Source organism: Pseudomonas sp. NPDC087346 (assembly GCF_044744235.1).
Classification (GTDB): Bacteria; Pseudomonadota; Gammaproteobacteria; order Pseudomonadales; family Pseudomonadaceae; genus Aquipseudomonas.
Window position 1 is genome coordinate 100,021 of record NZ_JBIUXX010000004.1, and the last position, 21,713, is coordinate 121,733.

General features: G+C 58.0%; 16 protein-coding genes. 6 read left to right on the plus strand and 10 right to left on the minus strand.

Annotation, left to right across the window (positions count from 1 at the left end; genetic code table 11):
• Positions 1 to 120: 120 nt before the first annotated feature.
• Positions 121 to 480, minus strand: a complete 360-nt coding sequence (locus tag ACIOZM_RS04095) for a DUF6124 family protein (RefSeq protein WP_401209910.1) — start codon at positions 478 to 480, stop codon at positions 121 to 123.
• A gap of 168 nt (positions 481 to 648) precedes the next feature.
• On the opposite strand from ACIOZM_RS04095, the gene ACIOZM_RS04100 reads away from it, so the two are divergent.
• Positions 649 to 1,008 (plus strand): DUF6124 family protein, encoded by a 360-nt coding sequence (locus ACIOZM_RS04100; protein WP_401209910.1) that lies wholly within the window; start codon positions 649 to 651, stop codon positions 1,006 to 1,008.
• Positions 1,009 to 1,400: 392 nt separating this feature from the next.
• Here the strand turns inward: ACIOZM_RS04100 and ACIOZM_RS04105 are convergent, their stop codons facing one another.
• The 4 genes from ACIOZM_RS04105 to ACIOZM_RS04120 form a co-directional block, all read right to left on the minus strand.
• A complete protein-coding gene (locus ACIOZM_RS04105; protein ID WP_401209907.1) occupies positions 1,401 to 4,775 on the minus strand; it encodes a hypothetical protein in 3,375 nt (1,124 codons plus the stop codon).
• A 182-nt stretch (positions 4,776 to 4,957) separates the two neighbouring features.
• Positions 4,958 to 8,905, minus strand: coding sequence for an Ig-like domain repeat protein (locus tag ACIOZM_RS04110; RefSeq protein WP_401209905.1), 3,948 nt, complete (start codon positions 8,903 to 8,905; stop codon positions 4,958 to 4,960).
• Between the two features lie 190 nt (positions 8,906 to 9,095).
• A complete protein-coding gene (locus tag ACIOZM_RS04115) occupies positions 9,096 to 9,491 on the minus strand; it encodes a YbaN family protein (RefSeq protein WP_401209902.1) in 396 nt (131 codons plus the stop codon).
• 10 nt (positions 9,492 to 9,501) lie between these two features.
• On the minus strand, positions 9,502 to 10,089 hold the full coding sequence (locus tag ACIOZM_RS04120; protein WP_401209899.1) for a UPF0149 family protein: 588 nt from the start codon (positions 10,087 to 10,089) through the stop codon (positions 9,502 to 9,504).
• A 397-nt stretch (positions 10,090 to 10,486) separates the two neighbouring features.
• Between ACIOZM_RS04120 and recQ the strand changes: the two genes are divergently transcribed.
• The 3 genes from recQ (at position 10,487) to ACIOZM_RS04135 (ending at position 15,071) form a co-directional block, all read left to right on the plus strand.
• Positions 10,487 to 12,616 (plus strand): DNA helicase RecQ, encoded by a 2,130-nt coding sequence (gene recQ, locus ACIOZM_RS04125; RefSeq protein WP_401209896.1) that lies wholly within the window; start codon positions 10,487 to 10,489, stop codon positions 12,614 to 12,616.
• A 129-nt stretch (positions 12,617 to 12,745) separates the two neighbouring features.
• Positions 12,746 to 13,180, plus strand: a complete 435-nt coding sequence (locus ACIOZM_RS04130) for a MarR family transcriptional regulator (protein ID WP_401209893.1) — start codon at positions 12,746 to 12,748, stop codon at positions 13,178 to 13,180.
• Between the two features lie 127 nt (positions 13,181 to 13,307).
• The gene (locus ACIOZM_RS04135) at positions 13,308 to 15,071 is read left to right on the plus strand and encodes a FimV/HubP family polar landmark protein (RefSeq protein ID WP_401209890.1); all 1,764 of its coding nucleotides are present in this window, start codon (positions 13,308 to 13,310) and stop codon (positions 15,069 to 15,071) included.
• 146 nt (positions 15,072 to 15,217) lie between these two features.
• Here the strand turns inward: ACIOZM_RS04135 and ACIOZM_RS04140 are convergent, their stop codons facing one another.
• On the minus strand, positions 15,218 to 17,407 hold the full coding sequence (locus ACIOZM_RS04140) for a patatin-like phospholipase family protein (RefSeq protein ID WP_401209887.1): 2,190 nt from the start codon (positions 17,405 to 17,407) through the stop codon (positions 15,218 to 15,220).
• A gap of 72 nt (positions 17,408 to 17,479) precedes the next feature.
• Between ACIOZM_RS04140 and ACIOZM_RS04145 the strand changes: the two genes are divergently transcribed.
• Positions 17,480 to 17,767, plus strand: coding sequence for a SelT/SelW/SelH family protein (locus ACIOZM_RS04145; RefSeq protein ID WP_401209884.1), 288 nt, complete (start codon positions 17,480 to 17,482; stop codon positions 17,765 to 17,767).
• On the opposite strand, the gene ACIOZM_RS04150 is transcribed toward ACIOZM_RS04145, so the two are convergent.
• Complete coding sequence (locus ACIOZM_RS04150; protein WP_401209882.1) at positions 17,761 to 18,654, minus strand: DMT family transporter; 894 nt, start codon at positions 18,652 to 18,654, stop codon at positions 17,761 to 17,763. The two genes, ACIOZM_RS04145 and ACIOZM_RS04150, sit on opposite strands and share 7 nt — an antisense overlap.
• Positions 18,655 to 18,792: 138 nt before the next feature.
• Complete coding sequence (locus ACIOZM_RS04155) at positions 18,793 to 19,557, minus strand: AraC family transcriptional regulator (RefSeq protein WP_401209879.1); 765 nt, start codon at positions 19,555 to 19,557, stop codon at positions 18,793 to 18,795.
• A gap of 132 nt (positions 19,558 to 19,689) precedes the next feature.
• Between ACIOZM_RS04155 and ACIOZM_RS04160 the strand changes: the two genes are divergently transcribed.
• On the plus strand, positions 19,690 to 20,505 hold the full coding sequence (locus tag ACIOZM_RS04160) for a UDP-2,3-diacylglucosamine diphosphatase (RefSeq protein ID WP_401209878.1): 816 nt from the start codon (positions 19,690 to 19,692) through the stop codon (positions 20,503 to 20,505).
• 115 nt (positions 20,506 to 20,620) lie between these two features.
• On the opposite strand, the gene ACIOZM_RS04165 is transcribed toward ACIOZM_RS04160, so the two are convergent.
• Positions 20,621 to 21,211: an HD domain-containing protein gene (locus tag ACIOZM_RS04165; RefSeq protein WP_401209875.1), complete on the minus strand. Its 591-nt coding sequence runs from the start codon at positions 21,209 to 21,211 to the stop codon at positions 20,621 to 20,623.
• 26 nt (positions 21,212 to 21,237) lie between these two features.
• Positions 21,238 to 21,549: an Mpo1-like protein gene (locus ACIOZM_RS04170; RefSeq protein ID WP_401209872.1), complete on the minus strand. Its 312-nt coding sequence runs from the start codon at positions 21,547 to 21,549 to the stop codon at positions 21,238 to 21,240.
• Positions 21,550 to 21,713 lie beyond the last annotated feature (164 nt).

A 21,713-nucleotide genomic window follows, 5' to 3' on the forward strand; every position in this document is an offset into this window, starting at 1 on the left:
CCTCACCACAGTCGAGTTACTTCCGTTGATTGAGTGTGGGCAGTTTTTTGGGGCTGCTGCGCAACCCAGCGGGAGCAAGCTCCCTCGCCACAGATCGCAATGAGGCCGTAACTGTTGCGCCTATTCCTTTGGCACGACGTTATCCAGCGCCTGATTCACCGCCAACTCCCCCAACATCACAACCTGGGCAATGCCTAACGCCGTATTGCGACCCGGCCCGTCCAGTGTTCCGGCGAAATCACCTAGCATCACCGTGGCCGAGGCCAGGGATTCGCAGGCGTTGGCCAGCAGGGATTCGGTGTCGGTTTGCGGGTTGACCATGAACATGCTGCTGGGGGTGTAGGGGGTTGCCATGATTTGTGCGGGAGCGAGGTAGTGGTCGAGGGCGCGTTCGGCGGCTTCGTGGAGTTTTCTTGAGTTGAGTGATTCGTACGGCGATACCGAATCAGTGATCGGCGGGTTGGGTGTAGTTTCGGGCATCAGTTGGAACTCCGATCGAGGCACTTTGAAAGAATGAGTCTGTGTAGGAGCTGCCGAAGGCTGCGATCTTTTGATCTTGTTTTTAAAAACAAGATCAAAAGATCGCAGCCTTCGGCAGCTCCTACACAGACTCATTCTTTCAAAGTGCCTCGATCGGAGTTCCAACTGATGCCCGAAACTACACCCAACCCGCCGATCACTGATTCGGTATCGCCGTACGAATCACTCAACTCAAGAAAACTCCACGAAGCCGCCGAACGCGCCCTCGACCACTACCTCGCTCCCGCACAAATCATGGCAACCCCCTACACCCCCAGCAGCATGTTCATGGTCAACCCGCAAACCGACACCGAATCCCTGCTGGCCAACGCCTGCGAATCCCTGGCCTCGGCCACGGTGATGCTAGGTGATTTCGCCGGAACACTGGACGGGCCGGGTCGCAATACGGCGTTAGGCATTGCCCAGGTTGTGATGTTGGGGGAGTTGGCGGTGAATCAGGCGCTGGATAACGTCGTGCCAAAGGAATAGGCGCAACAGTTACGGCCTCATTGCGATCTGTGGCGAGGGAGCTTGCTCCCGCTGGGTTGCGCAGCAGCCCCAAAAAACTGCCCACACTCAATCAACGGAAGTAACTCGACTGTGGTGAGGGGATTTATCCCCGTTGGGTTGCGAAGCAACCCCAAAATCTGTGCACGCGGTGTATCAGTTTCACCGCGTGCACAGGTTTACGACTGCTGCGCAGCCGAGCGGGAGCAAGCTCCCTCGCCACAAAAGCTGATTTCCATCCGAGCACTACGCGGGCAATTCAAGATTATCCAGTATCTGATTTACCACCAGCTCCCCGAGCATGATCAATTCTGGCAATCACCAACAGAGTTTGGCGGATAAAATAAATCCGTCACCGTATTCTTTGAATGAATTCATACTCGAAACTCGAAGAAGTCCAATGCGTACCAATCCCATGGATGAATAAAGTCAATTCGAGTGATTCCACTCGCCTCGTATTGGAAGAAAAAAGGGGTCGTAGAGGTACTTTGTCCAAGTATGATTTGCGAACCGATAGGGGTGTCGTCTTTTCCATGAAATTTTAGTGTTATGTATGTAGTATTTATATACGAATGCCAGAAGCTTATTCGGCTGTAAGTGGACTTTAAGTCAATTCGAATGTGTTGGTCGGTTGTGAATCCGCGATCTTCCCCTGTGTTGAGGAACTTCCCTGATCGTCGCCCAGGTATTGTTGGGTGCCCATTTATTTCACCGAAGATACCGATACGTCCCTCACCGGAAACGTACGTGATAAGCATAGACGGTAAATCCATGCTTTCTCCTTGGCGTGCATATTGCGTTACTTGGTTGTCAAAATTTTCAGACAGTAGAGGAGGGGCAGATTTAACAAGATAAATGCGCGCTGGAAACTTTGCCGCCGCCGCCTCATCCATTACTCCAGCAAAGTTAACTTTAACCGTAATACGTAAATCCGTTCCGTTCTTCAAGTCTCTCAACCATGCAATGGGCACAGGTCTGCTTAGTCCCTGTGCCGTACTGAGCACCTCGCCTTTCAAGTCGTCGTAGAAGACGCTGTTTCCTTTGGTGTCAGTACCTTCAAATCGAAGCCAAAGCCTTTCACCGTCTACATGCGTCCATGGCGTAACGGTTAATAGTGCGGCCGCTTGTAGTAATTTTACGTCGAGTTCACTTTCAGTCCTGCCGTCGACTGCTGGCACCGGTAGTCGAGAATCCCCATCCTCAATTTTCAATACATTCACCGTCAGCACTGGCGATTTCCCAACCTGACCACCACCGCGATTCAGATTCCAGAGAAACCTAACCACTTGCCCATGCCGAGCCGCCCAAAACGCCGCACTCAACAACGTGTTCACCCGCTTGTTGCTGTTGAACGCCACCAAAGGAAATTGCGGTGCCCCGACCGGCGCGTCGACTTCAACCAGCCGCGCCCGGTCGCCATCCAGCGCGTTGAGGTCTTGAATTCGTATCGTCACGTCTGGGTATTGCAACGAGTCAATCGGATCTGCCGCCGGGCTCACCACGGACGGTGGAAACAACTTATTAAGCACGTTGTAAACGGTAATCTCCGCCGGCCCATCGATACCTCCGGCTTTTCGCTTGACGGTGTAAGTCAACGCGATGCTCTTGCCTTCTGCGCCATCGATCAGACTGTGAGGTACCTTGATCGACGACAGTTCGTTATCTTCCTCCTCAGACTTCACCAGATAAGCGGGAAGAGGAGTGGGATCGGCGCCTTCCACTTCCACGGTTACCATCACTTCGTCATCTGTTTTGAATTGAGCCGAAGCGCCGATTTCAACCGTTGCACCGTCTGTAACGTCGCCCGGATTCAACTGGTCGCCTTTTGCTTCCTTGATAGTGGCGAACGGTAACTTCGATGATTGAGGCTCACCAACAGTGGACACCAACGGATTCGAATAACTGGTATTCCCTGTCGCATCCCGAACGATGTGGTAGCGCACAATCAACTGTTCACCGCGATGGGCTTCAAAGTACTGCTGAACAAACGCGGCGTTCAGCGGAAACTTTACGGGTTTGCCGGCGCTCAGTGAGTTGAGGGGCTTGTTGTCCGTAAAAAGCAGCGCACCCTGGGCATCATGCAGTTGCCAGTGCACCACATCCCTGGGCAGGGTCGGATTGTTCACGGGGTTGGGGCAGGTGACTTCGCTGATGCCATTGGGCAGATCCTTGGGTTCAAACCTGCCGTCCTGTTCACCGAGCAGGATTGGCGGAACCAGCTCAAGCCTGGGCTCGCCGATGTTCAACGGCGAGGCTGGCAGGGAAGGCCTGCGAACGATCTCGCCGTTCTCGTCTTCGCTGAGCAGGTTATACGATACCTGCAGCGTGCCGCCTTCGCCGGGCTTCAGATACTCGGGGCCCGAAATGCTGACGATGAAGCCGTCGGGGTCATCGGCCTCCTGCGGGGTTGGAAAGATCCAGTCCAGTTCGGGTTCGAAAATGGTGCCGTCCGCGAGGGTAATGCTCCAGATGATTTCGATAGCGGTGTCCGGGGTGATCTTCGGATCGTGTGGGATGCGTACGATCACGTTCGACAAGTCTGGATCCAGCGCACCGCTCACGGCACTTTCGACAATGGGAGCTGCCATGCGTTGGGGCTCGCCGATGATGTTGATGAAGCGGCCTCTGGAACGTTGAATGATGCTGCCGCCACGTTCGAGGTCGAAGAAAAACACCCCCTGGGTTTTTGCCAGTGCCCGGGCACCGTCGTTGTCCATCGGCACCTCGACGACAAGAGGTGGATTTTTGTTGATGCTCTGGCGAGCATCGACCTGCACGGTTTCGCCGTCGAGGGTAGTGCCCTGCAAGTGCATGATGACGATATCGCCAAGTTTGAAATCGACAGGCGATGCTGCAAAGACCTGGAGCAACAATTGCTCGTTATTCAACTGGTCGAGGTCGAGTTCGTTGCCGTCAGCCTGTTGAAGAATCGGCGCATCCAGCCGCGAGTTGCCGGTGTCGACGACGATGCGCGTTTCCTTGCACCAGTCTTCGGAGTCGTTGTCTGCAAAGTCCCTGACAAAGAATGATACCGCCAGCCCTTCGTTGCCGGAGTCACCCGCCGCAAGGATGATGGTTTTGCTGATATGAATGACGATAGGGTTATTCAGCGGGTCGTCGATTTGCACCTGGATGACCGGATCCGACTCCACCAGCTTGCCGCCCCAACTGGCGATGATCACGTCGCCCACGGTGATGCCCGGGTAAGGCAGGTTGGAGCCACTGCCGGGTTTGGCCGTCACCCAAATGTCCACGCCGTTTTCGGCGGTGTCTTTGTCGACACCGTCCTGGACAATTTCCGCCGGCCTGAACTCCATGTGCAGGTTTGAGTGACCCTGCCCGGGATCGGTGTCCTGGCCGGCGGGAATTTCCAGTTTGACCGTAAGTTTGAGCGGTGGAGCAAAAAGCTCCGGCTGTTGAGCGAATCGTGTAACCCGATAGGCCAGTTCCGAGGAGCCGGTCTGAAAACGGCCCGGCGCGACGAACAAGGTCGCGCGCTGGGTCAGTTCGGCGGTCTGGGTAACGGTTTGATGGTCGACCACGAAGTTGTTGAGCAGCAACTCGAGCTTGTCGGCCAGACTTTTGTTCGACCAGACAGGGATCTGCACCTTCAGGCCTTGAGTGGGGAAATTGAGCAGTGCGGCAGCGCGGTTGATGGCCCACTCGCCGCTCGGTAGCAGCTTGGCGCCGGGGATTTCGGGGTCGAGCAAGGCGAGTGTGCCGATGGCTTTTTGGGGTTGGACGAGCATGACGGGCACTCCTGCCGAATGGTGTGGGCGATGGAGTGATTGAGCGATCAAACGAGTGATTTGGCTACTGTCAGATCTGACAGGTCAAGGCGGTTTTTCGACCAGCGGTCGCCCCCTTAAATTCACTCTTCGGTTTTTCTTGCCCGTAAAGACAACGGCCAGCGAATGGACTTGCCTCTTCATCAGCGAATGCCTACAACATTCGAATAGTGACCAAATAGTTTGGATGATCCTTCACCTCCCGAAACCAGATACTTGGTTTTTTTTGCCGGAAATATCCACCAATAGTTACTGGCATCGGTTGACCAGTAATGATGATTTCCCATTGGCCACCGACTCCCATAAGCCGCATATATTTCGTTTAGCTCCGCCATGCTGGGAATCCGGGCACCTCCCGAGGTGACCCTTGAGCTGGCTTCCGACCAATTACCATTCCCGTAGCCGATACAGTGGATCACATTCGTCACTCTCACGTTGTAGCTCTTGGACTGGTTGGCGGCATCTCGGGCGGTGATGGTCGTTTCCCCCCTGCCGCGTACGGTTACCAACCCGGTTCCATCGACTACCGCAACTCCCGTGTTGCTGGATCCATAGGTATAACCTGGCCGGCCACCGGAGGCTTGATGTCGCACCGAGTTACCTGCGTTGGAAGCAGGACGAACGTCGGGGTTGCCGGGAATGATGTAAGTCTTGCCACCCAACGTGACCGGGCTGGTATTGAAGATCAACGGTGCTAACGGAATCTCCCTGGTGAAGCTGCGCGACACGGTCTGTTGATCGTTGGCTACCGACCTCGCGTACACCGTGTTCGAGCCCAGATGAATGCCGAGGCTGAGCGACCAGACACCGCTCCCGTTGGCAGACACGATTTGCCCTCCCACGTTGTTGAGAAAAACCTGCACGCTGTACAGCGGCGTTGCCGCTCCAGTCACCACCACCGAGGTGTCTGTGGTTGTCCCGCCGTTGCCCAGTTCTCCGCCTGAATGACGGACCGAAGTCAGCGTGGTGGTGTGGTGGGCCCTGACTGTAAATGAGTGGACGGGTGACTCAAGCTGACTTCCATAAAGTGCTTTGGCCTTGAGCAAGTAAAGCTTCTGGTGAAGACCTGATAATACGTTGCTGCCATCGCCGTCGCCGTCCAGATTAATCGGCTGTCCGATTGGCAATGCGCCGTCGTACAGCTGGATTTTTTGGTCGGGATCGGCATTTACACTCGCCGTCACCTGGTAGTCGTAAGTTGTGCCGTTGTTGCCGACGACTCCCTTGCTGTCCCTGACGCCGGTGATACTGGGTAACGTAGCTTCTGTGATGGTGAACGATCTCGGATCACTGATCCTGTCGTCGGCTTCATATTGGGCGATCGCAATGGCGCGATGCAGGCCTGCGATCAAGTCCACGGTGACAGTGAATTGGCTATTGGCATCGACGGTAGGCATACCCTTTGAGACCCCGTCGATTTGCACATCGACTTTTTCCGCTCGTGTCGCTGTACCCTCGATCGTCAAACGCTTGTCGTAGGTCTGGCCCGCTTCGGGAATGACCGTCCCTTGTGCCGACATCACAGCGGTGATGACGGGTGTGACGTACTCGTAGTGCTGGCGAATAACCAGCGGCAATCTCGGGAAAACGATGGCGGCGGCATCTTCATTCGTGCCGTTATCGAAAATGACTTTGCAAACCACGGTGGCGTTGGAGCCGTGAAGCAATTTCAGCAATTCCGTTTTGAGCAGGGTTTCATTCAGGCCTTGAGTGAGTTGCGTCGCGTTCACTTCATGCGCGGTGAGCAGGTCGATTCGATAGGCGCCCGTGCTGCCCAGGCCCTCGATGTACAGCCAGACCAATTGTTTTAGTGCAATAAACGGCCAAGCCTTGACCAGAACGTTCGCGTTCCCGGTGAGCTCCATTACCAGCAATTCACCTGCGGTCGATTGTGGAACTTCGGGTCTTGGCAGTTCCGTTTCAGGGTTCTGAAAGCTGAGAACCTTTAGCGAAAGCACTTCCGAAAGGGTCCACAAGCCATAGCGCTGAACGTCGTAATTGACCGCTACCTCACGGGCGATATTGGCTCCGACAAATGAGGGCGGAAGGTGGAACCTCACGGTGCCCACAACCTCGGCAGGTTTCTCCAGGTCTTCCGAACTCCCGGCGCCTGGCGTCCCCCGCCATTTCAACCCGAGTGTGTCGAGCAAGGCGTCCATGGTCGCGTAGCTGCAATCAATGTCCACGCCATTACGTGCGTCCATTGGGTTCAGCATACCGCTGGGTGCCTGGACAACCGTAGGTGGCGGTAATTTGCCCAGAGGAATGCCGACCAGCACCTCCAGAGGGGCGGAATAGCTGTAATTCCCGGTGGCCGCGTGCAGCAACGTGTAGATAACGGTCACGTAATAGCCGATATTGGCCGAGACATATTGTTTGTCTACGCGGAACCTTACTGGTTGGCCGACCGTTGCCAGTGTGATCGGCACGCTTGCGGTTGTGCTGCCGTACAGGGTGATCCCGATCCAGTGGTAAGTCAGCGTATCGCCCTTGACCCAGTTCACCGGTTTGACCAGCACATGAACCAGTTTGTCTGTTTGAGACGGATCCAGGATGTCATCCGGTGCTTCTTCAACCTTGGGCGCTGGAAGCGTTGCCTGCCATGTTCCCACGGTGACCCGCAGAAACTCGGACTCACTGGTCCCATACTGGCCGGTAGCATCGTTGAATACCCGGTATTGCAGTTTGAGGCTGCCGTTCGCCAGAGCTATAACGTGCTCGCTGCTGACGTAAATCGTCACCTCGCCAGCTTTCTGCTCCTCACCTGAGACGGTGTATTCTTCTTCGTGCAGGTAGGCATCATCGTTAGATTTTTTGCCCAGCCAGATCAACGTGATGTGATCTCCATCGCGGATACCTGAATATCTGATCACCACGGATGCCGCCATTACCGTGAGGGGCAAAATGTTCCCGACCACCTCACTGATTGTCGGAGCCGGCAGTAACGACGGATTGCCGATCACTGTGGCAAAAGTGCGCCTGGAATAAAGCGTCGGGCTGCCATCCTGCTTGCGCAACGCATAGGAGGCATCGAGAGTGCCTTGGGCGAAGAGTTTCACGAACTCATAGGCAACCGGGATTTCATGAATATACGGCGGGGTGCGGACGATGGCTTCAACGCTGAATGTCTGAGGTGGTCTGCCGGGAACCGGCGTGCCGATCACGGTGATCAGGAGAGTGTCACCGGCAGTGAAGATGTCGTCGGTTTCGATCAGGATCTGCAGGGTGACAGGGTTGGCATCCAGGTCTGCAAGAATGATTTTCCCGTCATCCGCTTGCTTGATGATGAGCTCATCGAGGCGTGATACCCCGGCATCAACTTGTACGAAGGCGGCTTCTGACCACTTCACGCTCCAGTTGTAAACCAGATCGCAAACGTCGTAGTGGATCTTCATTTCATCACTGTCACCGGCAGTGAGGATATCTTCGGGTCGGGCCATGACGACAATTTCGACGGTGCCATCCACTTCTGCCTGTGTCAGCACATGTGGCAGAAGAAAAACGCTACCCCACATTGCGAGAATGATGTCGCCCACCGCGATATTCGGATAACGGGTGATGGTCATAGGCACGCCCGTGTCGAGCCACCGCCTGGTCACACCGTTATCGATGACATCCTGCGGTAATCCGATCTTCTTCAGCTCCGAATGCCAAGGCTCGAAGGGGCGCTTGTCGTCACCGGCCGGGTCGTCGATTTCCAGCAACAGCGTCAATTTGGCCGATGGATCGTCAGGTATGGTTTCGCCTGCCCGGGTCAATAGGTAGTGGCAGGTGAAGAGACCCGGTACAAGCCCGTCCTTGGGTATGAAGAAGAACCATCGCTGATTGAGGTGTTCACCCCTGACCTTGAGTTCGCCGACCTTTTGGTCATTCAGGAAAACTTCCAGCAGATCATCGATCGCCATTTTCTGATAAGGGTCGATAAGGGCAAACAACCCTTCAACGAACGCTTCGTATGCGTTTTTGTTGATCCCTCCGTCGGCGCCCGGCACAGGGATAACCATGTCGGCGAAGTAGGCAGGGAACAATCCCGATGCCGGGGCGGGCAGTTCATTGCGACTGGGGAACAGGGACCGACGGAAAGTGAACATGATCAACTCCATCCAGTAGGTGCGACCGTGAACTCAAGGGTTTCTGGCTCTGGAATTTCGAGCTGCGGATCAGGGGCAGGAGTAATTTAAGGCCTGAAGGGGAGGGGTTGGCTACTGTCAGAAATAACAGGTGGCCGGGTATATCCGATGAACGGTTGGTCGTATTGACGGGGGCGAGAGCAGGGTGAAATCAGGGATTGCGCAAGGTTTTCTGTCTGAGGATATAAACCGTCACCAGCACCGCACTCGTCAGCATGAAACCCCGCGCCCACGGCAGTGGCACCAGGTAACACGAGAACAGAATGCTCGCCCACATCAGGCTGATCGCGTAGACCTTGCCCTTGAGCGGAATGCCGTTGCCATCGAGGTAATCACGAATCCACGGCCCGAGCCTTGGATGCTCGACCAGCCATTGATAGAAACGCGGAGAGCTGCGGGCGAAACAGGCGGCCGCCAGCAGGAGGAAAGGGGTGGTGGGGAGAACAGGCAGGAAAATCCCGATTACCCCCAATGCCACGCTCAGCCAGCCAATGGCCAGCAGCAAGTAGCGCAACATCAGGGACCGGTTGCCTATGGGGTTGTCCATAGGCCGGATCTTAGTGGTGACGTGGCTTGAGGATCGCCGGTTTTTCGTCCGGTGCCTGGCACAGCAGGTACAGCGCGGTCAGGGCTTCCGGGATCTGCACGATCATGTCGTCCATCAGGTTGGCGTCTTTGGCGATGTCTTCGAACTCTGGTTGTTCGTCGAACAGGCCCGAGCCCACCATGATCGGCAGCAGCATTTCGCTGACTTCTTCTTCGGCGGTTTCGAACCAGGCGGCTTCACGCAGGAACACGCCTTCCATGAAGCCGATGCACCAGCCGCGCAGTTCGGAATCGTCCGGCTCTTCGCCCAGATCCAGTTCGCACGGCAGCTCGAATTCTTCGTCGGACGCCAGTTGACGGGCGATGTGCGCCTTGAGGCCGATCAGTGTGGCTTCGATCTCTGCGCGCTGCGCGTCATCGGTGTAGTGCGGCTCTTCGGCGAACAGGGCGTCGATCCATTCACGCTCCGGGACGTCTTCGGCGCAGATCGACAGCGCGGTGAGGTAGCCGTGGGCGGCCACGTAATCCAGCGCCTCGTCATGCAGTTCGTCGGCGTCGAGGAAGACTTGCAGGCGGGTGAGTTGCTCAGCGAAGGACATTACGGGGCTACCTTGGGGGAATAAACAATGCGGGAATTCTAGGCCTTCTTGCGCGCTCAAGCCAGCCGCACGGCAGATTTGCCACAATTGCAGGACTGCATCTTGACCCTGTGGGAGCGAGCCTGCTCGCGAAGGCGGTCTCTCAGGCACTTTAAGTATTGACTGATCCACCGTATTCGCGAGCAGGCTCGCTCCCACATGGTTTAGTGTGCATCAGGTTCATCAGAGTCTTATCAGCGGCACCCTGTGCAGGGGAGGGCTCGGGTATACTGCCGCGTTTTGCGATCCCTGCCCGTATTGCGGCTGTCATGCAATGCGCTCTTACGTTTTGTTTAAGCAGCCACGGCTGTTCTGAACCAGCCTGGCAGGGATGTATCAGTAGATTTTTGGAGTTTTTATGCTCGAACAGGCTCAACGCGTCCTCAAGGACATCTTCGGCTACGACAGTTTCCGTGGCCGTCAGGGTGCAATCATTGAGCGCGTGGCCAGCGGCGGTGATGCGCTGGTGCTGATGCCTACCGGTGGCGGCAAGTCCCTGTGCTTCCAGGTGCCTGCGCTGTTGCGTGAAGGCCTGGCAGTGGTGGTGTCGCCGCTGATCGCACTGATGGACGATCAGGTCGCCACCCTTGAAGAGCTTGGCGTGGCCGCTGCCGCATTGAACTCCACACTGAGCGCCGAACAGCAGCGTGATCTGGCAACGCGGATCAAGCGCGGCGAAGTCAAAATGCTCTATCTGGCGCCGGAGCGTCTGGTACAGCCGCGTATGCTGGCGTTCCTGCAGAGTCTTGAGATTTCGCTGTTCGCCATCGACGAAGCGCACTGCGTATCGCAATGGGGTCACGATTTCCGCCGCGAATACCTGCAACTCGGCCAGTTGGCGGAACTCTTCCCCAACGTCCCGCGCATCGCCCTGACCGCCACCGCCGACAAACGTACCCGCGAAGAAATCGTCGAACGTCTGCATTTGCAGAATGCCGAGCGTTTTCTGTCGAGTTTCGACCGTCCGAACATCTTCTATCGTATCGTCCCCAAGGAGCAGCCACGCAAGCAGTTGCTGGCGTTCCTTGCCGAGCGGCGCAGCGATGCCGGCATCGTCTATTGCCTGTCACGCAAGAAAGTCGAAGAAGTCGCGACGTTTCTGTCCGAGCAAGGTTTCCCGGCGCTGCCGTATCACGCCGGGCTACCCAACGATCTGCGTGCCTATCACCAGAAGCGCTTCCTCAACGAGGAAGGCCTGATCATGGTCGCTACCGTGGCGTTCGGCATGGGCATCGACAAGCCCAACGTGCGCTTTGTTGCCCACCTCGATCTGCCGAAATCCCTTGAGGCCTATTACCAGGAAACCGGACGTGGCGGCCGTGACGGTCTGCCGGCGGACGCGTGGATGGCCTACGGTCTGCAAGACGTGGTGATGCTCAAGCAGATGCTGCAAAACTCCGAAGGCGACGAGCGGCACAAGCGTCTGGAGCAGCACAAGCTCGACGCCATGCTCTCGCTGTGCGAAGAAACCCGCTGCCGTCGCCAGACGCTGCTGGCCTACTTCGACGAAGATATGCCCGAGCCTTGCGGCCACTGCGACAACTGCACCGACGGCGTGCAGACCTGGGACGCCACCGAGCCTGCGCGTCAGGCGCTGTCGGCGATCTTCCGTACGGGCCAGCGTTATGGCGTCGGCCATCTGGTGGATGTGCTGCTGGGCAAGGACAACGAAAAAATTCGCAGCTTCGGTCACCAGCATTTGTCGGTGTGGGGCGTAGGCAAGGCACTGGGCGAAAGCGAATGGCGCTCGCTGTTCCGTCAGTTGGTGGCGCGGGGTCTGGCCGATGTCGACCATGAAGGCTACGGCGGCTTACGCCTGAGCGACACTTGCCGGCCTTTGCTCAAGGGCGAAGTGAGCCTGGAACTGCGCCGCGATCTGAAACCGCAAATCACCGCCAAGAGCGGCAGCAAGAGCCCGGCCAGTCAGCTGGTGCGTGGCGAAGAGCGCGAACAGTGGGAAGCCCTGCGTGCGCTGCGACGCAAACTCGCCGAAGAACACGGCGTGCCGCCATACGTCATTTTCCCCGACTCGACGTTGCTGGAAATGCTCCGCAGCCAACCGAGTTCGCTGGCGGAAATGGCCACAGTCAGCGGCGTCGGTGCACGCAAGCTGGAGCGCTATGGCGACGCCTTCCTCGAAGTGCTCGGCGGGCAGGCTGAAGTGCCGAAAGTCGTGGCTGACGTGCGCCATGAACTGATCACGCTGGCCCGCGCCGGCATGACCCCGCTACAGATCGCCGGTCAATTGCTGTGCTCGGAAAAGAACGTTTACACGATGCTCGCCGAGGCCATCGGCAAGCAGCAGTTGTCGCTGGAACAGGCACTGGATCTGCCGGAAGAACTGATGGGCGAAGTGCAGGACGCATTCCTCGACGGCGAGGGTGAACTACCGCCGGTCGCGGAAATTGCCGCGCTGTTTGCCGGCCGGGTTCCGGAAGGCGTGCTGTATTGCGTACGGGCTGCGCTGCAATCGGAATTTGAAATGTGAATGGTGTTCGCTGAATCGTTGTACGGATGTAACGATTCAGTACAGAGCAACTCTTGCCTATAGCTGTGGGCCATGCTTAGCTGACTAATAATTAGATTTCTCTATTTTTAGCCTAATCATGAGTGTTTTATGCCGTTAACCGATCAACACCGCTTTGGCATGCAGTTGGCCCAGATGTCTCGTGGCTGGCGTGCCGAACTGGATCGCCGCCTCGCCGGGCTGGGGTTGTCCCAGGCGCGCTGGCTGGTGCTGCTGCATCTGGCGCGCTTCGAAGAAGCCCCGACCCAACGTGAGCTGGCGCAAAGCGTCGGCGTCGAAGGGCCGACCCTCGCACGCTTGCTCGATAGTCTGGAAGGCCAGGGTCTGGTGCAACGCCAGTCCGTGATGGAAGACCGTCGAGCGAAAAAAATCGTCCTCTGTGCGCCAGCCCTGCCGTTGATCGAACAAATTGAAACCATTGCCGCGCAATTGCGCCTTGAGCTGTTCGAAGGCGTCGACGAGGCGGATATGAAGGTGTGCATGCGGGTTCACGGGCACATTCTGGCCAATCTCGAAAAATCTTGAGGCATAACCACACGCCGGTTTTTTGAGGGATCGCGCAGAGCAGACTATAAGAACTACTGGGCAATATCGTGTTCGTACCGGATGTGCGAACGCATAGAAACCGGTTTTGCTTATTTAAGGGATGCTCATGCTCGCAAGTCGGCACGTGGTACTGCGCGGTTGCGCCAAATGGCTGCTGGTCGCAGGTGTACTCAGTTATTCGAGCTGGTCGCTGGCATTGGGGCTGGGTGATATCACCATTCATTCAGCGCTCAATCAGCCGCTCAAGGCCGATATCGCGCTGGTGGATGTCGGCGGCCTCAGCGAAAGCGAACTGTCGGTCAGCCTGGCCACGCCGGACGAGTTCGGGCGGGCCGGGGTCGAGCGGGTGTTCTTTCTCAACGACCTCAAGTTCACCCCGATCCTGCGTGGCAGTAGTCAACTGATCCGCGTGACCTCCAGCAAACCGGTCAACGAACCTTTCCTGAATTTTCTGGTGCAGCTCAATCAGCCCAATGGCCGCTTACTGCGCGAATACACGGTGCTGATCGATCCTCCGGGCTCTCCGGGTATCGTCCCCTCCACGGTCGAGCCTGATCCGCGCCCACAATCCTCTGGCTTCCCGTCTGTCGAGCCCGCCGCGCCGGTAACGGCCGCTCAAGGCAAACGCGACTCTGCGCCTGCCGCGCCGAAACCATCGCCTGTCGCCACGTCCGTCAACGATGCTCTGGCCGAGCAATTGGCGGCGAGTGTGCTGGCAAACCAGCAGATGCAGAAAACCATCGATGAACTGAATGCGAAAGTGCGGGAGCAGCAAACGCTGATCGCCGACGGCAAAAAGCAGGCGAGTGATCTGCAAGAGCGCTTGATGGAATTGCAAAAAGCGCCGCCAGCCATCAGCCCGCCAGTGCCGACCCCGGGTGCGGCGCCGGTCGAGGCCTCCGATGAAGGCCCGAACTGGCCCCTGCTCGGCGGTTTTCTGGTGCTGATGGGCTTACTTGCAACGGGGTTTTGGCTCCGTCGCCAGCGCCAGCAAGCGCAGGACGAAACGCTGCCGGTTCTGCCGCTGGCCAATGAGTCGACGACTGATGAGCCCCAAACGGCTGATGCCACCAGTTCAAGCGCAGTCGCTATGCATCGTGATGAACCGACAAACGGCGACGTGCTCGAAGCGGTAGGGATTTATCTGGCGTATGGGCGACTTGGCGAAGCACTCGGCCTGTTGCGCGACGCGTTGCACAAAGAGCCCGAACGCATTGATCTCGGTCTGCAACTGCTGGAGGTTCTCGGGCGCCAAGGCGCCAGTGGCGCTTTTGACGAGCAGGAAAGTCATCTGCGCAATCTGGGTGTTGATGAGCAGCAATTGCGGGACATTCGTGCCCGACATCCGAAACTCGTCACAGCCGTGCCGGTGCTGCCGATCGCACCTGCTGCCGCCGTCACTGCGGTGCAACCTGCAGCGGACACGGATTTCGAGTTGAATCTGGATCAGCTGTCGATGGATTCCAGCTGGGATCTGGAGGACAGCAAGCCTGCCAGCGCCGAGTCGGCGGCTGACGTGTCGGCTCTGGGCTCCAGTCTGGAAGTGTTGCCGGTGGATTTCGAACTGCCTGAAACCCCGACTGCCGAATCGGCGCAAGAATCCGAGCTGGAGTGGATCGCCGACGCCGAGACACCACTGCTGGATGATGACTTTCTCAATGAGTTCGGTGACCTCGGGCAGACGCTGGAGTTGGCGCCGCTGGCATCTGATCCAGTAGATGAGGCGAACGCCGGCAAGCTTGAACAGGCGCAAACCTGCATTGACGACGGTGACATCGACAGCGCGATTGCCTTGCTCAATGAGCTGCTCAAGGACGGTGATGAACCGTTGCGGCAGACGGCGCGGACGTTGCTGGCCGGGATTCGCTGAAGTCCTTTCTTGGCGGCGTAGCTAAAACCGCCATCGCGAGCAGGCTCACTCCCACAGTGGTTTGCGGTGTACACAAAACCTGTGGGAGCGGGCTTGCCCGCGAAGACTGACTTTCAGCCACCATCATCCTTGACGTTTCACTCCATTCAGAACGTCTGCCCAAGATTCAGATAAACCGCCTGCTCATTCGCATCATTCAAACCGTAGGTGAAGTTCAACGGCCCCAGCGGCGTGTCGAAGCCGATAAACACGCTCGCCGCATTGATGTAGCCGCTGTCGAACTCATTGTCGTTGTTCCACGCCCGGCCACGCTCCAGCGAAGCGCCGGCGTACAGCGGGAAGTCCAGCGGCAGGTAGGCGCGCGGTGTCAGTCGGCGGTAATACACGGCGCGCATCAGGCTGACGTTTTGTCCGGAGATCGCATCTTCGCGAAAGCCTGACAACTGCCGTGCGCCGCCGAGCAGGAAGCTCGATGTCACCACATTGGCGTCGTCCAGCGTGCGCCCGTAGCGCCCGCCAAGAATCAGCGTGTCCGGGCCACTGCTCATGGCTTTGTCTGCCTTGAACTCCCATTGGCGATAACGCGTGTCCGACCCGAGGCTTGGCTCGAATTGCAGAAACGTCAGGCTGATGTCCTTGCCTTCGTGGGGGAAGTAAACGTTGTCCAGCGAATCGAACGAATACTTCAGCGTGTAGAAACCTTCGTTGAAGTTTTCGCTCGGCAGATCCTGATCTCCGATCCGTACATCCGCCTTGCCCCAGGCTTCGCCGACACCGAAGCGCACTTCGCCGCTGTTGCCGATCTGCCGGCCGACGTTGAGGCCGAAACCGTAGCGTTCGACGCGGTACTGCGCGATCGGATCGTTATCCAGTATTGATTCGACGTTCTGTGCTTCGAACGCCGCATACGGCGCGATGAAGTAGCGCGAACCGACGTCCAGTGGCTGATAGAACTCGGTGTAGAGTTCCTGTTTATCGCCGATCTGCGCCCGCGTCAGCCATTCGGCGCCGAGGCGGTTGATGCCATTGACCCGATAACTGGCACCGAGGTTGAAGGCGCTGTCGCCGCGCATGTCGTCCGACAGATTCAACCCGACTCGCAGATAATCTGTGCCGCTGCGCTTGCCGCGAGCGCTGATCACCAAGGTGTGATCCTGGCCCTTGTGCACCACGCGGTATTGCACTTGTTCGAAGTAATCGAGACCGTACAGGGTGCCCATGTCCGAGTGCAAACGGCCCAGGTCCAGCGGCTCGCCGATGTGTTGGCGGATGTAGTAGCGGATGACATCGTCACCCACTTTCGAGTCGTTCTCGACCTTGATTGCGGTGATGATCGGCGTGCGTTGCCCCGGTGCCCGGGCGGCGTTGAGTTCGGCGTCCTGAAACTCGGCAGGTTTGAGCCGGGCGAGGCGTGCATCGAGAATCCGCGTGGCGCGGTAACCGGCATCGATCATCTCCTGCGCTTTACCGAAATCGGTGACACCGAAACTCGCCAGCGCCGGCTGGATCAGCACGTCATCGGGGTGCAGGGCTGCCAGTTGTTCTTCGGAGTTGCGCCGGGTCATCAGGGTGATCGACTGGTTCAGCACATCGACCACGGTGGTCAGTTGCTTGCGATTGCGCAGCGGCGTACCGATGTCGACCACGATGGCGATATCGACCCCCATTTCCCGGGCCACATCGAGCGGGATGTTGTCGGTCATGCCGCCGTCCACCAGCAACCGGCCATCGAGTTCGACCGGCGCAAACACTGCCGGGATCGACATGCTGGCGCGGATCACCTGCGGCAGGTGACCTTTGCGGAACACCACTTTTTCGCCACTGGCGATGTCGGTGGCCACGGCGCGGAAGGGAATCGGCAGCTTGTCGAAGTCGCGGGTGTCGCTGGTGTGGGCCAGCAGGCTTTCCAGCAGCAGCGAGAGGTTCTGGCCCTGAATCACCCCGATGGGCAGGCCGAGGCTGCCGTCGTCGCGAAAGCTGAGTTTCTGTTTCACCAGAAAATCACGGTCATCCTGTTTTCGGCGAAAAGGCACGTCTTCGCGGGGCGGCGCATCCGACAGTGCCTGCTGCCAGTCGATGCTCAGCGCGAGTTTTTCCAGCTCATCGATCTTATAGCCCGAGGCATACAGGCCGCCGACCACTGCACCCATGCTGGTGCCGGCAATCGCGTCGATCTTGATGCCTTGCTCTTCGAGTGCCTTGAGCACGCCGATATGCGCCAGCCCACGAGCGGCACCGCCGGACAGCACGAGGCCGACTTTCGGTCGCGAGGTTTCCTCGGCATGAGCAAAAAATGGCAGCAGACCTAGCAGCAGGCAGAACAACAAACGGTGCATGGTGAGTCTCGGGGCAAGCGATAAAGCCGGCTATTATAGCGGCGCCCCTCTGCCTCAGGAGTTTCAGCGATCATGACCGTAACAAAACCGGAAATCGTCATCACTTATTGCACCCAATGTCAGTGGTTGCTGCGCGCCGCGTGGCTGGCGCAGGAGTTGCTCAGCACCTTTGGCGATGACTTGGGAAAAGTGTCTCTGGTGCCCGGCACCGGCGGGGTGTTTCACATCACCTGCGACGCGGTGCCGATCTGGGAGCGTAAGGCTGACGGCGGTTTTCCCGAGGCCAAAGTGCTCAAGCAGCGGGTGCGCGATCAGATCGATCCTGCTCGCGACCTCGGCCACAACGACCGCACTCAGTGAGAGGCGGCTTCGGCTGCGACTGCTTTTTTGCTGGCGTTGCCTGACATCCGGCTCGATACCACGATGGCGACGATGATCAAGGCGCCGCCGATCAGCATGCGCAACGTCGGGTTTTCATCGAACAGCAGCCACGCCATGGTAATGCCGTAAACCGGTTCCATCGCAAACACCACGGCGGCGGTGCGCGCCTTGATCACCGCCAGGCTGGCGACGAACAGGCTGTGCGCGACGCCAGTGCAGAACACCCCGAGCAGGCCGATCCACAGCCAGTCCAGTGCGCGCACTTCACTCAGTTGCGGCGCCGCCACCGGCAGCAGACACAACGCGACCACCACGTTTTGGCACAGCGCCGCTTGCACCGCCGGGATGCGCCCGGAGCTGGCACGGTTGGTCAGCGACAGCAGCGCAAACAGCAGGCCGGACAGCACCGCCCAGAGCAAACCGGTGGTAGCGCCGCTGGCCAGATCGAAGGCCGGGGTCACCAGCACCAGACCGACGCTGACCAGCACCACCAGCAGAATTTCGTTGGCGCGGATGCGTTCGCGGAAGATCAGCCCTTCGAGAATCACCGTGAACGCCGGGAAACTGGCAAAGCCCAGTGTCGCGATGGCCACCCCGGCGACTTTCACCGCAATGAAAAAACTCACCCAGTGCCCGGCCAACAGCACGCCACTGAGGGCCAGCCGCCGCCAATCGACCGCTTGCAGTTTCTGCCAGCCGCTCTGACTGGCGAAACGAGCGAAAAACGCCAGTGCCAGCACCGCGAAAGCGGCTCGGCCAAAGACAATCACCGCCGGCGACGCGGCAGCGAGTTTGCCGAACACACCGGTCAGGCCGAACATCAACGCGCCAATATGCAAGGCGCCAAGGGCGGTACGCGGAGTCATCACAATCCTTAATCCAGACACAATCTCAAATGTAGGAGCTGCCGAAGGCTGCGATCTTTTGATCTTTAAAAGCAAAGATCGCAGCCTTCGGCAACTCCTGCATTTAATCGTGCAAGGCCATACAAATCTGTCGGCAGGCTATCGTGTTTTGTCGCGCAGCTCGCGGCGCAGTTGCCCGGGCGAGACACCGAATTCGCGCAGCACCGCAGCCGAAAACGCACTCTGCGAACTGTAGCCGACCCGATCCGCCACTTCACCGATGGGCAACGCGGTTTCGCCCAGCATTTGCAGCGCCAGATGCAGGCGCCGGCTGCGGATATAGTCCATCGGTGTCTGCCCGCATTCGGCGACAAACCGTGCATGCAGTCGCGCCGTGGACAGCCCGGCGATCCGCGCCAGATCGGCCACTTGCAGCGGATACGCGGCGTGTTGCTCGATGTGCGCATCCAGCGCCGCATAGGGCAGGCGACGGGCGCCGAGTTCGGCAGGGCGGGCGTGATTCAGGCTGGCGAGCAACAACACCGCGCCTTGCTGGGCAATCAGCGGATCGTTGACCGGGCTGTTCGCCAGCCAACTGACCAGTTGGCTTTGCCCGGCATCCAGCGCCAGACGCGATGGGGTGTCGAGCAATCGCAGGCTGGCATCGGCATGCTCACCGAGCGAGCGGGAAATCCATTGTTCATCCGGTACGTCGAGTACCAGACAACGACTGCCGTCGGCACTGCCACACGCGTGATGCGCGCCGCCCGGAATCACCACGAAGCTCTGTTGGCGAACCTGACTGCCCACGCCTTCGACCTCGAAATCCAGCGCGCCGGACAAGCCGAACACCAGTTGCGGGTGGTCGTGGCTGTGGGCGATCAGGTCGCGAGTGTATTGGCGCAGGGTGAGGATCGGTCGCATGGCGGGTCTCCGGGCAGAGCGTCAGTCTACACCGGCGCACTCGGGATGCGCTGTCACAGGACTGACTTGCGCTTGTCATGGTCGATTAACCGGCCGCGAGCATGCTGGCGAAAACATCGCAGAGGGTTGCCCATGACCAGCGCCGAGCTCGCCAAACCCAGCCGCAAACAACGGGTACGGACCTTGTGGATTTCCGATGTGCATCTGGGCACCCGGGATTGCCAGGCCGAACATCTGTCGCAGTTTCTCAAGGGCTATCACACCGACAAGATCTATCTGGTCGGCGATATCATCGACGGCTGGAAGCTGCGCGGCGGCATGTACTGGCCGCAGGCGCACACCAACGTGATCCGCCGCTTGCTGACCATGAGCAAGCGCGGCACCGAGGTGATCTATGTCACCGGCAACCACGACGAGTTTTTGCGGCGCTATTCGAAACTGATTCTGGGCAACATCCAGTTGGTCGACGAGGCGGTGCATGTCACCGCCGATGGCCGGCATCTGCTGGTGATTCACGGCGACCAGTTTGATGTGATTACCCGTTATCACCGCTGGCTGGCCTTTCTCGGCGACTCGGCTTACGAGTTCACTTTGACCCTCAACCGCTGGCTCAACCATTGGCGCGCTCGCTACGGTTATGGCTACTGGTCGCTGTCGGCGTACCTGAAACACAAGGTCAAGACTGCGGTGAGTTTCATCAGCGATTTTGAAGAAGCCATCGCCCATGAATGCGTCAAGCGCGAACTGCATGGCGTGGTCTGTGGGCACATTCACCATGCCGAGATCCGCAAGGTCGGCGAGGTGGATTACCTCAACTGCGGAGACTGGGTGGAGTCGTGCACGGCGTTGATCGAGCACTGGGATGGCACGATCGAGCTGTATCGGCTGGCGGATGCGCAGGCGCGGGAGGCTGAGCTAAAGGCCGCGAAAGTCGCCGAACTCGCCTGATTTCTCGGGTGTTAGAGAGGGCCTCATCGCGGGCAAGCCCGCTCCCACAGGTTTTGTGAACACCACAATCACTGTGGGAGCGGGCTTGCCCGCGATGAGGCCAGTTCAAACAACATCAAGCCGGGGCGTGTTCTTCCATCGCCGCCTTGTAGATCGAGTTCTTCGGCTGGGCGAACAAGCGCTCCATCATCGGCTCGAAAAAGCTCAGCGGCAGGGTGTCGTAGGACGGATCAAACGCTGCGGCATCGTATTTGGCACAGAACTCGATGGTCGCCTGATACTGCGGATGGTCACTGAATTGTTCGCGCAGGTGACGATCCATGCCCAGATGATGAAAGAAGTAATAACCCTGAAAAATCCCGTGTTTCTCGACCATCCACAAATTTTCAGCATTGACGAATGGCTTGAGAATCGCCGCCGCGATGTCCGGGTGATTATACGAACCCAAGGTGTCACCGATATCGTGCAACAGCGCGCAGACTACGTATTCCTCATCACGGCCATCACGAAAGGCGCGGCTCGCGGTTTGCAGGGAATGGGTGAGCCGATCCACCGGGAAACCGCCAAAATCACCTTCGAGCAATTTCAGATGCGTGACGATTCGTGATGACAGTTGCTTGGCGTAAGCGCTGAAGTCCGCGGCGATGATCGCCCAGTCTTCCTGCGTGCCATCCTTCATATGCGTGAAGCGGGCATTGGCATTCATCGGCCATCCTCGTTGTTTCTTGTTTTTCAGAACCCCACACGACCGAGGATCATGTCGCGGTACATGACGAAGTCACCCAGCAGGCTGTACAACGGATGCTGGAAAGTCGCCGGGCGGTTCTTTTCAAAGAAGAAGTGCCCGACCCATGCAAAGCTGTAACCGGCCAGCGGCAAGGCCAGCAACAGCAACCAGGCGCCGTTGGCGATGGTCATCACCAGAATGAAAATCACCAATGAGGTGCCGATGAAGTGCAATCGTCGGCAAGTACTGTTGCTGTGTTCGCTGAGGTAATACGGGTAGAACTCAGCGAAGCTGTTGAAATGTCTGATGTTTTCCACGACCGCGTTCTCTGTGGTTATTGTTCTGGTGACAAGTTGTTCTGCGGGTAGCTTATTTGAGTCTAGAGTGAAGACTGGCATCAGCCAGTGACAATGGGCGCCACTTTAGTATCCTTCGCAAACAGGGCCGTGGCATGCGACCCATCATGTAAAAGAAAAACGCC